The 13,407-nt window shown below is 35.9% G+C and carries 10 protein-coding genes; 2 read left to right on the plus strand and 8 right to left on the minus strand.

The window, feature by feature from the left end:
- Nucleotides 1–25 precede the first annotated feature (25 nt).
- Nucleotides 26–457 carry a hypothetical protein gene (locus J7E57_RS11670; RefSeq protein WP_215130592.1) on the plus strand — a complete coding sequence of 144 codons (432 nt, stop codon included), beginning with the start codon at nt 26–28 and terminating at the stop codon, nt 455–457.
- Between the two features lie 62 nt (nt 458–519).
- Here the strand turns inward: J7E57_RS11670 and J7E57_RS11675 are convergent, their stop codons facing one another.
- The 4 genes from J7E57_RS11675 to J7E57_RS11690 all read right to left on the minus strand — a co-directional run bounded on the left by J7E57_RS11675 (nt 520) and on the right by J7E57_RS11690 (nt 2,899).
- Nucleotides 520–1,359, minus strand: coding sequence for a flagellar motor protein MotB (locus J7E57_RS11675; RefSeq protein WP_215130594.1), 840 nt, complete (start codon nt 1,357–1,359; stop codon nt 520–522).
- A 110-nt stretch (nt 1,360–1,469) separates the two neighbouring features.
- Nucleotides 1,470–2,129 carry a DUF2461 domain-containing protein gene (locus J7E57_RS11680; RefSeq protein ID WP_215130596.1) on the minus strand — a complete coding sequence of 220 codons (660 nt, stop codon included), beginning with the start codon at nt 2,127–2,129 and terminating at the stop codon, nt 1,470–1,472.
- Between the two features lie 94 nt (nt 2,130–2,223).
- Complete coding sequence (locus J7E57_RS11685; RefSeq protein WP_215130598.1) at nt 2,224–2,622, minus strand: DUF983 domain-containing protein; 399 nt, start codon at nt 2,620–2,622, stop codon at nt 2,224–2,226.
- Between the two features lie 4 nt (nt 2,623–2,626).
- Complete coding sequence (locus tag J7E57_RS11690; protein WP_215130600.1) at nt 2,627–2,899, minus strand: hypothetical protein; 273 nt, start codon at nt 2,897–2,899, stop codon at nt 2,627–2,629.
- Between the two features lie 544 nt (nt 2,900–3,443).
- On the opposite strand from J7E57_RS11690, the gene J7E57_RS11695 reads away from it, so the two are divergent.
- Nucleotides 3,444–4,790 carry a hypothetical protein gene (locus J7E57_RS11695; RefSeq protein ID WP_215130602.1) on the plus strand — a complete coding sequence of 449 codons (1,347 nt, stop codon included), beginning with the start codon at nt 3,444–3,446 and terminating at the stop codon, nt 4,788–4,790.
- 500 nt (nt 4,791–5,290) lie between these two features.
- Here the strand turns inward: J7E57_RS11695 and J7E57_RS11700 are convergent, their stop codons facing one another.
- From J7E57_RS11700 to J7E57_RS11715, 4 genes are read right to left on the minus strand one after another with little or no spacing between them, the layout of a single operon-like run.
- Nucleotides 5,291–6,601, minus strand: a complete 1,311-nt coding sequence (locus J7E57_RS11700; protein WP_215130604.1) for a DUF4302 domain-containing protein — start codon at nt 6,599–6,601, stop codon at nt 5,291–5,293.
- An 18-nt stretch (nt 6,602–6,619) separates the two neighbouring features.
- Nucleotides 6,620–8,080 (minus strand): putative zinc-binding metallopeptidase, encoded by a 1,461-nt coding sequence (locus J7E57_RS11705; protein ID WP_215130605.1) that lies wholly within the window; start codon nt 8,078–8,080, stop codon nt 6,620–6,622.
- Between the two features lie 18 nt (nt 8,081–8,098).
- Complete coding sequence (locus J7E57_RS11710) at nt 8,099–9,568, minus strand: RagB/SusD family nutrient uptake outer membrane protein (RefSeq protein WP_215130607.1); 1,470 nt, start codon at nt 9,566–9,568, stop codon at nt 8,099–8,101.
- Nucleotides 9,569–9,586: 18 nt separating this feature from the next.
- Nucleotides 9,587–13,192, minus strand: coding sequence for a SusC/RagA family TonB-linked outer membrane protein (locus tag J7E57_RS11715; RefSeq protein WP_215130609.1), 3,606 nt, complete (start codon nt 13,190–13,192; stop codon nt 9,587–9,589).
- Between the last annotated feature and the right edge of the window lie 215 nt (nt 13,193–13,407).

A 13,407-nucleotide genomic window follows, 5' to 3' on the forward strand; every position in this document is an offset into this window, starting at 1 on the left:
CAGGGTAACGCTGCAACCGGGGCTAATGGCAAAAACAATTTTTCATTTTCGCGGTTGCAGTTTGCACAAACCTTTGTTCTTAAACCCGACAGCAGCGGCAGCCTCCGATTCTTCTATCGGAGCTACAGCGAATGGCGGGGCTGAGCGCCTCCAAGAACCACAAGCCATCCATTTCCTAAGTCTAAAATGCTTTTTTTTATGGAGCGCAGAGCCTGTACAAAATGCTATGTTTCTTCCCGTTTTACGCTTTTACGCTTCGCTGCCTCGTTCCTCGTTGCTGCAGGGTAACGCTTCAACCGGGGCTAAATGGCAAAAAAGTTTTTCATTTTTAGGGTTGCAGGGTGCACAAACTTTGTTCTTAAACCCGACAGCAGCGGCAGCCTCCGATTCGTCTATCGGAACTACAGCGAATGGCGGGCTGAGCGCCTCCAAGAACCACAGGCCATTCGTTTCCTAATTTGAAGAACAGTGAGTATGTTTATTTCGGTCGGTAAGACGCCAACCGATAGCGTAAAATATTTATTTAATCAGGTTATAAAGTTCATCCAGCTTAGGCGAAAGTACAATCTCTATCCTTCTGTTTTTGCTTCTTCCATCTGCATTTGCGTTGGTACCCAACGGTTGGAATTCGCCCTTACCTGTAGCTGTCATCCTTACACTTTCTACCTTCTCGTTCTCTGTTAAATAACGTACTACGGAGGTAGCTCTCAACACACTTAAATCCCAGTTATCTTTAATCTGCCCCAGGTTATTTATTTTCTGGTTATCGGTATGACCTTCAACAGCAATGTTTATCTCCGGTTGTTGTTTTAATACATTGGCCAATTGGGTTAGGGCCTGTTTTCCTTTTTCATCGATAATAATACTTCCCGAAGGGAACAATAGTTTATCTGTTAGCGAAACATAAACTTTACCATTTTTAATCTCTACGGTTAAACCACTTTTGGTAAAGCCTAACAAAGCCTGTTGAAGTTTTTCTTTCAATGCATTGGTTGCCTCATCACGTTTACGCAAAACTTCTTCTACTTCTTTTAAACGTTTTTCGCGGGCAGCTAAGTCTCCCGATAGTTTGGTAATTTCTGATGACGAATTATTTTTAAGCTTTTTATAACTTGCATCCATTTCATTGTAATTGTTCTGCAGATCGCGAAGTTCTTCAGCCATTAAGGTAGTATCCTTTTTAAGCTTACCTGCTTCTTTTTCTAGATTTTCGATTTTAATTAAGCCTTCGTTAAAAGCAGTATATAACGAATCTTTAGTGCCCAATAAGGCTTTGTACTTTTTAGGCGAAAGAACAACACAAGAGCTAATTGAAGAGATAAACAAGAGCAGCGCAAATGCAAAAAAGGTATTTTTCATATTTTATTTTAAAGATTTGAGTATCAAGTATCAAGACCTTACATAGTTTGAACATTGACTATTGGTTATCGGTTATTTCGGGTTATTGTTCATTGAAATTAAACGGTTGATTATTGCTCAATGGCATTCCGTAAAAATGCAACTAATGGTTGTACTGTTTTAAAAGAACTTATCAACTTATTAACGAGGTTTGGTTTTAAAAATTCTTCATTTCCGATTTTTGTGGTGGCCTCGAAGCTTTTCAATTTTAAAAATTCGATATTTGGATCTGCAGGATCATAACCCTTAGGTGCATTTTTAAGTGCATTATCAAAACCCAGTTTAAAGTTTTTCTTAAAGGCTGCGTTGTTAATAATTTCTTTAAAATCGCCTATATTATAATCAATCTCTTGCCTGATCAATTTTAAATGTGGTGCATCTGGCATCCAGTATCCACCGGCAATAAAACTTTTCCCTGGCTGAATATGCAGATAATAACCGGGTTCGTTTCCTCCTTTTTTGGTAGAGAACCATATGCCGAAGTTATTTTTATAAGGATCTTTATTCTTGCTGAAGCGCACATCACGATAAATGCGTAAAAGGCACTTTTTCGGATCCATCTCTGCCGAAAGTGTCGGGTCTACTTTGGCCAGCTCTGGGATGATATTCGCCACAAGTTCGAGTACATCGGCCTTTGCATTTTCATAAACTTCTTTGTTGGCGGCAAACCATTCGCGGTTGTTATTCTCCGCTACGTCTTTTATAAAACTAAGGGTTTCTTTTTTTAACATACGGCATTGGGTTAACTGGTTAATCGGTTAATTGTTCAATCGCAGAATTTAACAATTAACCAGTTTATACGATTTAAACGATTAACCAATACTACTACTTATCGTAATATGGCTTATACTTAATGTTCGGCGACAAAACATGGAGCAGTATAATTCTCGAATATCGATAGTTAAACGGATACAGAATGAAACAACCTGTAAAAATAACGATCAGGTAAGGCCAGAAAGTTGCATCGGTAAGCGGACCAAAAATTAAATAGGTGATGAAACTGGCGAACAGCATTTCGATTACATTCATCGCATAACTTACGTACATGGCTGCATAAAAGTAACCAGGTTCAATTTCTATGCGTTGTGCACAGTGTCCACAGATGTCTTTGGTATGCTGAATGTTCCAGCCATACATACTGCCTGTAAAAATATCTCCCCTACGGCAATGCGGACACTTACAGTGTACAATGGCATAAAGTTTTGAGGTAGTTTGCTCAGACATACTTTTAATTTAAATTAAAAGGTTCCTTTTTCATATTAAGGTGCACATTCTTTTTGCGGTATTTTTTATACCAAACCACACCTACAATAACAGCCATTAAATAAGGAAGAGATAAAAGATACAATACACCCGTATTTAAGCCTGCTGTTTGCGTATTCCCGTTTTTAACACCTTGCTCGGCATTAATGGTACACATAGAACATTGGGCGTTAACATGGGGGCTTACCGCGAATGTAAATACCAATACAAACAGGATAAAAATTGCTTTCTTCTTCATTCGTTACAAATATAAGCATAAAACGGTTGGAGGGGTTTAAAAATTATGTCATAAAAAAACCCTCCGAAAAATTGGCGGGCTTTAAGAGAGTTTTAATTTTAAATGCAATATACCTCATCAATATTGTAAGAATTTAGGCCGTATCTCTTTTCTAATTAACAATCAAAATAGCATCATTTCTCTATTGAGAATTCATTTAGTTCGATCCAAAAACTTACTACATGTGATCTAAGCCTCGTTATATATTTTTTGTTTTTTTTAAGATAAAAACTACATACTTTTCATTCAAAACATATTTTTAATGTAATCTTTTTCATCATAAAACATATTTATATAATACAAAAATTAAATATAACATCTATATAAATAGATTAATAATAATACATTTTTAATTCTTACTAAAGAACACATAATACAAACAATCTGACTAACAGTCAATTAAATATAAATTCAAGTATTTACTACCTTTTCAAAAAAAAATCAACTAATAGTTTGGTTATCATATTTTTTTCTAATAACTTACTCAAAAAAATAAAAATAATTTATGAAAAAACTATCTATTTTAATGCTTGCTCTTATTGCTCTTTTTTCTTGTAAGAAAAGCAACAACAATGTTGCTGATGATTTACAGCAATATAATTACAATCTTAAAAGGCTTACTGGAGTTGTTGGAAAACTTCACAACGAAGGGGTTGCCAGGGCACTCTTAATTAAAAACAAAGGACTAAGTATTCCAAAAATTCAATCGTTGTTCCCAGTATCGCCTGAAACCCCTACAACTCCTCAACCGGTAGGAGCATATAGCGCTCAAGATGTTCGCAACATTATAGCTTCCAGCTATGACTATGTTCTGAGCCAACCTGAGTTCAGTGGATCAGAAAGGGGTATACCTGCTCAAGTTATTCCATCTGTAATTTCTACAATTTACGCCCCTGATCCTGTGACTATAAATCTCAAGGTCGATTCTACAGTAACCTCACTAAGACAACAGAACTTAGTATCTATTAGAGAAGCGGGAATGATCCAAGAGCTCCAAGACATTTTTATTAATGGTTATGCCTTAAACATGACTCAAGCAAATGCTGGTGTATATTTTGCAAATAAGCTCAATGAATTACGTGCAAAATATGTGAATATTGTGTGGGAAATTAACGAGGGAGAAGGTTTCCTTGGAATGCTTGAAATTGCGACAAGTTCCAATCAGTATTGGCACGCTAATACTACACAACCAGCTATAGCATCAATCGGAAAATCTCCTCAAGCGAAATTAATGAGTATAAATAAGACAATGAATTTACTAGTGCCACCTGCTACTCCACTTGAACCCGAAACTCCAATTGTTCAGGTAGATTTAGCTGCATATGCACTTTCGTGGGGGTGGTCAGTTTGGAATGAGTATCAGGCTGGAACTTTAAATTCGAGTGGGCAATGGAACAGAATAAGCAAAGGATTGCAGGTAGCCATATCAGCCAGCACATTACGTTTAGTAAAATCTTCCTCAGCACTGATAACTATTGAACTTTTTCAGGAAGCAGGAGTTACACCTGGAGGAGGGGGCGAAGGGGGGAATGCCCCAGTATTGCTTTTTCCAGAACCATTAACAGAAGCCGTGTACTATACAAATCAATATACACACATTGGATCTAACCATAGGCCTCCTTTTTTAATGACTAGTATTTATAAACAGGGAAACTTATATTATTATGATCCAAATCACATCCACACACTTCCTGATGGATATTATATTCTTCAAGATGATTTATCCGAGAATAAATACTATCAAGTTGCGGGTGGTCGAGTGATAAAAATTGATATAGCGGACAATGATCCGAATGCCCCACTTGCCCCCTATGACACATACAATCCTTTTGGGACAATACTTATTAACTAATAGTTAGTAAATGACTTACATATTGATAACAAAGGCTGTCTAGATCTTAAGGCAGCTTTTGTTTACATAAACATAGGGATTAAATGGCAATAAGTAAAATGATTTGTCGTCTGGAATATTTCATCGAAAATGCCATAGCTTAACCAGATAGTGTGAACAAATTCCACTATTCTATTGTAAAAATACCTAATTCAGGTAGGTACTTTATCACCCCCAAACCTCCCCTTGCTTATATCGTTTGCTGCATCAAAATCGCTTTCAGTATCATTGTTATGTAAGTGTAATCGTGTTACATAAAAAACCCTCACTTTTTAGGGTAAGGGTTACGGGAGAGAAAGATTAAAATTAGATTTTAATTAGTTATAGCGTTCTGTATATAAAAGAACTCAAATCTGCTGTACGGTATAAGCCTCCTTATAATGGGCGATTAATATTGGTACAACTTATCCAAAATCAATTTTGAGATTCGAATTTAAAGTTTTTAAAGAAATCATTGCTATTTATCTTGGCCTCCAGCTAATCCAAGCTTGAGCGTCTGAAACCCTAACCATATCATAGTTTTTTCCAGTATCAGATGTAGGAATTAGATACCAGTCTTGAGCACTACCTACTATTGCTCCACCATACAAAATCGCTCTTGCAGCTGTCATTGCCTGAGCAATTGCATTAGTACCCGTAAACGTGCCTGTGTTGGTACCCAATGTAAATCTAGCTATCCCAGAATTGATACCAAATGGATTTCTTGATAATGTATAAGGAGCTCCTAATGCATTGTTAACAAAAGCAATCAATCCCTCACTTGTTCCGCCAAAAACCGTTGGGCCAGCATACCATAATGTTTGATAACCTGCTACATTTTTGAAATTACAAAAATCATCAACACCGTTTGCATGAAACGCTTTATCAGAAACCCAAGTACCATTAGAATTAGCGAACATCTGATTGTACCACCTTTGCGCGGCACCGATATCAAGCTTCAAAGGAGTTATCGCCTCTTTAATTTGAATAGCACTACCATTAATGTTTCCATTTACAGCTAATGCTGCTGCATCATATACAACATCACTTATTTGTTTAACTGTAGTTGTGCCAATTACTAATGGTTCATATAGCGTAACAAATGAACCGGAAACATAATAGTGTGAAGTTACAGTTTTAAGGTTTCCATTATCCAAATAAGAAAAAGCTAATATTTGCGCTGTGGGGTCCCATTTCACTTCACATTCTATTCCTCCAATAGTCGTCCTTTTAAAATATGTTCTAATTTTAGAAGCGGTAGTTGCAACATTATTAAGTACGGTAAATATTGCATCACTTTCTGCTGCGGATTTGGACCTAATTAGAATGAGTTTACTTTTATTAAATGTTCCTTCTAGCTTTATAGTATCTGTACTTGATGATAAGAAGGCAAATTCGAAATCTGAATAATAACCCGCAGCTGTTGTACCCCCAAAAACGCTCGAAGTTGGGTCAGCAATTAAATGCAAGGTAGAATAGGAATCAAATAATAATGTTGGTTTTTGCAAAGCCTTTAAGCGATACGAACTTTCAGCTGACGTAGTGCGGTAATCTGCAGTCATAGTTATTCTGTTCTTATCATTAAAATTGAATAAAAAGGTAGCTGGCGTTTCATTATCTGTTAATAAATATCCTTTCCAACCAAATTGCGCACTAACTAACTGTGCCTGATATTCTGCTAAGGTTGCAGATAGTCTTTCATCCGTATTTCCAATAAGCGGCTCTGTTGGATCTTTTTTACAAGAGCAGAAGGCTAATGAAAATAAGAGTATATATAATAGATTCTTTTTCATCACTTTAGTTTTAAATTATTATAATGTTCCAAATAAGTAAGAAGTTGGATCTGTAGTTTTTACAAGACCGCCCAATATGCTTTTCGATTGCGGGGTGATATCATCAACCCAACGAATGTTAAATTGTTGATTATTAAAATATGCCAACAAAGTTGGAATATAGGTTTCTATAACTCTTGCATTACCATAGGTTACGGTAGTTGGTTGTGGGTTTGCATAAGTCATTGTTATAGTTCCATTAACATTGTTGATGTTATAATCAAAATCACCATTAAAACCAACACCCAAAGCTGCGGTAGGATCCATAAAGTTGACTCTTAGGGTAACTTTGTTCGCCGTAGTAAAAATCAATGAAATATTATCTATGTAATATCCTTTATTGGTTTGTGGATTACCTGCTTGTAAAGTTGTATTTGCAGTATTATAAGCTGTTAAGAATTTGGCTGACAAACCTGTCAATTTTTGAGGGTTTATGGTAATTGTACCATAAGTTTTTCCTGGCCCTAATAAGCTATTAAAATCTGCGGTTGGAGATTGTGCTTCAATTGCAGCCTGTGTTTTATTCTGTAAATCCGTCAAATCAATACCCCAACTATCTTTCATATAAGAAATTACGATAGCTTTTTTTCTTAGCAACTTAGATCTAGCGTCTGTATTTTGTTCATAAACACCTTTACCATTCCTTTTAATATACAAACCGTCGTAAATAAAAAGATTGTTAATAATATTATCGAAATTAGCCGCACCACCTTCTAATAATGTTGATAGCGTCTCAACAAAATCGTCATCTTTATTTGATCTTGAATATGGTGTTACAAAGCCCTTACCCCAGAAATCATTTTCATACAGTATTTTATCTAATGCAGCTGTAGATGAATAAGCACCTCTAAAAATATTAAACCATGTAGCAGTATAATCTGACGGCGTTATTCTTTGATAATCAGGTGTTACAGCAATGTTCTGATTTAAAATATGCCCAAACTCATGGTGCATAGTATGTAAAATCTGTTTAACCGCAGGTTTATTTGCAGGATTAAAAGTGTTTAAATCAAGTAATACAATTTTTCTGCCTGCTTCCGCTGTTCCCAAAGTGATTGTCCCATTACTATTGTAAGATGGACTCCCCGCTAAATAAAACTGTTTTTGCGTATAAGTTTTCATAAAGTTTGCGCCTTTTACAGCAACATAAGGATCAATCCAGGTTTTCTTTATGATATCCATTATAGGCACTACTAACTCCTCTTTAACTGGAACAACATTTTTATAGATTTCACCCAATTCAGATCGATCCCATTTATACTTAACTTCAATATTATATGGAGTTGTATAATTTGTACTGATCCACTCATCTATTGGGCCCTTTGTCCAGGTATCTCCTCCAAGGCCAACTAGGTTGGCACTTAAATCGTCTTTTTTGCTACATCCTGCTAAAAAGATTGTTGCCAAAGCAACTATGGATAATAATAATTTCTTTTTCATAATATTCTTATATTATAACTAACGCGGATTAGCAGTCAAACCAGCCGCTATAGCATCCTGTGGAATTTGAATTAATCTTTTTGGATCATTTGCACCTAATGAAATTGTAGTCTGACCATTTGCCGAAACATGTGATATTGGAATTTTTAATCTTACAATATCTAACCACCTTAAACCCTCATGCATATATTCTTGGCGTTTAAAATTCAGAACAGTTCCTACTAACGCATCTTTTACGGTTAACGTTGGGAAGAATGACGTTGCTTTAGTTTCGGTGAATTTGTCAGCAGTAGCAGAATAACCAACAATTCGTTTTGATAAATAAATATCAAGATCAGCAATTGCTTGACTATTATTACCTAACATGATATTTGCCTCTGCTCTGTTAAATAATACTTCTTCTGCCGTTAATAAAGGTACCATGTTATAAGCATCTCCAAAATTGGCGCTGATGGTTTGTTTTACAAAATGTTCTCTAAATTTTGGAATATTATAAACGGTTTCATTACCCCCAAAGATTTTAGTTGTCATGGCTAAGGCTTTTCCAGTTGGGTTATTACCTGCATTAAAAACCGTTGCTCTTACACCAGAACTTAATCCAAAATTGTAGCCAGCATAGTTTCTCCCCCAATAAGAATTAGCCTCTTGCAACAATAAATTTGATGGTTCTGTAGAATTCGTATATAGCGCTTGTAATTCATAATATCCTAATGCACTATAGGTAGTATTCCATGCTCTCAAATTGTCTGCAATCGTCGTTCCGGGAAAAACCGCATTTGCGTGGTCAATTACCTTTTGGTAATCTTTCTTAAATAAATAAAACCGGGTTGCAAATGCATGAGCTGCTTGCATAGTAAAGTGATACTTAGGAATTCTATATGAATTGTTTTTAATTAAAGGCAAGCCCTCCAATAAGTCCTTTTCTATATTAGCATAAACGCTAGCAACAGTTCCCCTTGTGTAATTACCTTCAACTACTTTCTGTGGCAACGTTACATATGGAACTCCAGGATCAGACTCTGCGGTTGCCGGGTCGTAGGCTTTAGCAAAAAAGGTTACTAACATAAAATGTACATAAGCCCTTGCAACTAATGCCTCGCCTCTACTTGCAGAATATTCTGCAGTATTGCCAGCCTTATCAATGGCCTCTAATGCATAATTTGCCGCCGCAATAGCTTTATAACAAGAATTCCAATAAAATGGCGGTGTGTCTTCCGATGTAGCATCTATCTGATCTATATAATTCCATGGAGATGAATTTGGTAAATCTCTACCTGTTGTACCTTTATCACCAGCATTGTCGCTCATTGCCTCTGCAAAGGCAAGATAATTGCCATGTGGATATGCGTTTGCTAATAATTCGGCTACTTTAACAGAACTGTTTAACTCGGTCCGATCATCTGGCTGATGCTCCAAAAATTTCTTACAGCTGGTAGATAGCAGTATGAATGAGCATGCGATGTATATAAATATTATATTCTTTTTCATTTTTCTTTTCAATTTAAATTAGAATCCAATCTTTAGAGAAAGTGTATACTGCTTTGGAATTGGCAATGCAACACCACCAGATGCAAAAAATTCAGGGTCTTGTCCTTTTAATTTTTTATCTGAATAGACTAACCAGAAATTATTGGCAACAGCACTTATTGATGCATTATTTGCTCCAATAGTTTTCAATATTTTTGCTGGTAATGCATATGAAAGAGATATTTGTTTTAATCTGATAAATCCACCATCTGCAACTCTTGCAGTTGAATAATTATAAGTGTTATAAGGATACGTGCCACCAATATTAGCTGCTGCTTCTATATCAAGAATAGACGGGATGTTTGTTTTCAATTCATCACCTGGTAAGGTCCATCTATCTTTAAACTCATTAGGTAAAGCATCTAAATCTGAATAAGAAGTGGCAAAAACAGGATTTAACCTGATTTTATTTCCTGCAGAAAAAGTAAATAAGGAACCAAAAGTAAATCCTTTATAACTCACACTATTGTAAAAACCACCTGTCAATTTTGGATCTGTTGGACCTTCATACTTTAAGTATTTAGTTTCAAGGCTCTGCATATAAACATCACCACTTTTCTCACCCTTTTCATTGATAAATTCAGGGATTCCCGTATCATGATTTAAGCCAGTAAAATCAACAGAGTACAGCCCACGGTAGGGGAAGCCTTGCAGAGGTCCACCATCAGCAGTTACCAAACTGAATATACTTTGAGGGCTTGAAAGTTTAGTAACCTTATTTTTGTTATAACCAAAGTTAAAATTACTTCTCCAGCTCCATTCAGCAGTTTTAATAATTGGTCCACTTAAAGTTACCTCGATACCTTTAGTGTTCATATCAGCATAATTCGCAGTAGTTAAATACTGTCCGCCAATTCCTGAAGTTCTTAATGGACTGATTAAATCGAATCCGTTCCTGTTATACAAATCAACAGTTACGTTTAGCTTATCTTTAAAAAAGCCCAGATCAACACCAATGTTAGTCTCATATTGTTTCTCCCATGTTAAATCGCTGTTCTCTATGTACTCGATATTCATAACAGATTCAGTTTCACTCGTATATGGCCTTAATGCACTTCCATTTCTTAAAACCAGCGCCGAGTTGGTAGCACTACCCAAACTTGCTGTTAAACCATATGTCGCTCTAATGGTAGCACGATTTAAGATTTTCATCAGTCTTTCATTTTCGAAAAATTTCTCCTTATCTATATTCCAAGCACCAGAAATATTCCAGGTAGGTAACCACCTAGCGGTAGCCGAACTTCCCAACTGATTCGAGCCATCGTATCTGCCAGTTGCATTAAATGAATACTTACCATCATAAGAATAGGCGGCCCTAGTCATAAATGCGGCAAAACGATCGTATCTATGATTCATCGAATAATAGTTCAAATTATTCAAAGTAGCCTGTTTCACAATATTTGGATCAATAAATGGAACTCCACCTTTATCGTATTGATAACCATAACCTATCATGCTCCTGGTTTGGCGATCAGCCATTCTCATTTCCTGAAAAGCATAAACATTAATTAGGTGTTTCTCATTGATCGTGTTATCATACTCTATAGAGTTTCTAACCATATACGATTTAAGAAAATCATCAGTAGTATTATAAAACCCACCATAAGGAAGCACAACAACAGGCTGTAATTCCGGATGTAGTGGATCACGGAACAAGAATCGATTATTGTCTTGAATATAAGAATCACCATTTGCTCTATAGGCGTTTGCCATATTAGAGTTCTCTTTTACTTTATGCTCATTACCACTTTTTACATATCGCATCGATGCTAAGAAATCGTACTTAAAGTGCTTCACAAATTTATAGCCCAAGCCACCTTGGAGTTTAAAATCCAACATACTTAAGTCCAACGAATTATTATCCAACTCATTCAGGATATTAAAATTGGCAAAGTTTCTTGTAAAGCTTTCCCTGTTTCCGTTTTGATCAAATGCAGTTAAAGTTCTACTTGTATTTAAGGCATAACTAAAAGGATTAATATCAAAATCTCTAGAGTAGGTTCCTTCAACAGGATTACTAACACGCCCAACAGTGCCAGGTGCCTTTTGATTACGGATTGATCCTGTGGTAATAAAATTAACTGAAAGTTTATCTGAAAGATTAAATACAGCATTAACATTTGCAGTATAACGTTCTACATCATTTCCAATAGCCCAACCATTATCGTTTAAATAACTTGTTGAAAAATATAGTTGAGATTTTTCAGTTCCTGATGAAACACTAATAGCATGCTCTTGCATTAAGGAGTTTTTGAATAGTACATCAAACCAATCAGTATTTGCCGTTGCATAGCGAGATAAGAATGAATTTCTTGCTTCAGGGGTATTTGCTAGAGCGAATGTACCCGATCCTGCGTCGTATGTATTAATTAATTGATACATTTTAGTAAAAACACCTCCATCTGCTGCTCTCGAGGCGCTAGAATGATTTAACCATCCTTTGCGCGCCAGCTCCGAATAAACAGACATTTGATCAGAAGAATTCATAATGTTATAACTGTCGTACGTAGGCTTTAAATAGGTAGAAAAGTTACCTGTATAAGAGATTAATGGCTTACCAATACGTCCTTTCTTTGTTGTTATAACCACAACACCGTTCATTGCGCGTGCACCATATTGTGCAGTTGCAGCCGCATCTTTTAAGATATTGAATGATTCAATGTCGTCAGCGTTTATACCAGCTACAGAAGATCCAATCAACGTACTTACATCTCCTGATGATAATTGCTCATTGGAAATATTAACAACATCTTCCAAAATAACACCATCAACTACCCATAGTGGTTTATTATCTCCAGTAATTGAGGTTGCACCGCGAACACGGATTTTTGGTGCCGCACCAAAAGTACCCGAAACATTTTGTACTGAAACCCCAGCTACCCGACCTTCGAGCATACGACTTACGTCAGTAATACCGTCTTGTTTAACATCAGCTCCTTTTAATGCGGTGGCAGCCCCTGTAAATAATTTCTTGTTTAAATTCTGATAACCTGTTGAAATGATATTTACATCTTTGAGTTCATTTGCATCTTCTTCTAATACGACATTTATAGAAGTTTTATATCCAACTTCAACCTCTATTGTTCTATATCCAATATAGCTAAAAACTAACGTAGCTCCTTCTTTGACCGAAATTGAGTAATCACCATTGGCACTTGTAGATACAGCGTTAGCTACTCCCTTTTCTCTAACGCTTACACCAGGAAGTATTGCGCCGTTTTTATCTTTTACTTTTCCGGTTACTTTAACAGCAACAAAATAACCTAAAACCTGATCAAAAACTGACTTTTCTTTTAATTTAATTAGAATTGTTCTGTCTTCTACTGTATAGCTTAAATCTCTACCTGAAACAATTTTGTTCATCACCTCTTCAACAGTAGAATTATTAAAATCTACATTTAAAGTGGTTGAGGTTTTAATTTTATTAGTTGATAAAAGAACATCATAACCAGATTGTTTTCTAATCTCTCTAAAAACCTTTTCGAATGTTACATTCTTTTCTTTCAATGTAACTAGCTGGCCAAATGAAGCTGCACTAACCTGTACGAGCGAAGCAAGCATTATGACCGTAATTAACTTCATCATTCGTAAAAATTTAGGTATGTAGCCTGGCGGCGTACATAAATTTTTAATATAAATTTTGTACATTTATTAGTCTGTTTTTGTGCGAAGCGCAATTAAGTTTAGACGCCAAATAGCGTTTCGCGGTTAATCCAAGAAATAATTAATTAATCGGTTCCGGTGTACCGGAACGAATGAACAGATAAACAGAAGGGGTGTTAGTAGCACTCCTTTTTTGT

Source organism: Pedobacter sp. ISL-64 (genome assembly GCF_018613605.1).
GTDB lineage: Bacteria > Bacteroidota > Bacteroidia > Sphingobacteriales > Sphingobacteriaceae > Pedobacter.

What these genes read in the sequence shown, in the direction of transcription:
- J7E57_RS11695 (WP_215130602.1), top strand. Translation starts at nt 3,444, where the DNA reads ATGAAAAAACTATCTATTTTAATGCTTGCTCTTATTGCTCTTTTTTCT.
- J7E57_RS11675 (WP_215130594.1), bottom strand. Translation starts at nt 1,359, where the DNA reads ATGAAAAATACCTTTTTTGCATTTGCGCTGCTCTTGTTTATCTCTTCA.
- J7E57_RS11690 (WP_215130600.1), bottom strand. Translation starts at nt 2,899, where the DNA reads ATGAAGAAGAAAGCAATTTTTATCCTGTTTGTATTGGTATTTACATTC.
- J7E57_RS11700 (WP_215130604.1), bottom strand. Translation starts at nt 6,601, where the DNA reads ATGAAAAAGAATCTATTATATATACTCTTATTTTCATTAGCCTTCTGC.
- J7E57_RS11680 (WP_215130596.1), bottom strand. Translation starts at nt 2,129, where the DNA reads ATGTTAAAAAAAGAAACCCTTAGTTTTATAAAAGACGTAGCGGAGAAT.
- J7E57_RS11670 (WP_215130592.1), top strand. Translation starts at nt 26, where the DNA reads ATGGCAAAAACAATTTTTCATTTTCGCGGTTGCAGTTTGCACAAACCT.
- J7E57_RS11685 (WP_215130598.1), bottom strand. Translation starts at nt 2,622, where the DNA reads ATGTCTGAGCAAACTACCTCAAAACTTTATGCCATTGTACACTGTAAG.
- J7E57_RS11710 (WP_215130607.1), bottom strand. Translation starts at nt 9,568, where the DNA reads ATGAAAAAGAATATAATATTTATATACATCGCATGCTCATTCATACTG.
- J7E57_RS11705 (WP_215130605.1), bottom strand. Translation starts at nt 8,080, where the DNA reads ATGAAAAAGAAATTATTATTATCCATAGTTGCTTTGGCAACAATCTTT.
- J7E57_RS11715 (WP_215130609.1), bottom strand. Translation starts at nt 13,192, where the DNA reads ATGATGAAGTTAATTACGGTCATAATGCTTGCTTCGCTCGTACAGGTT.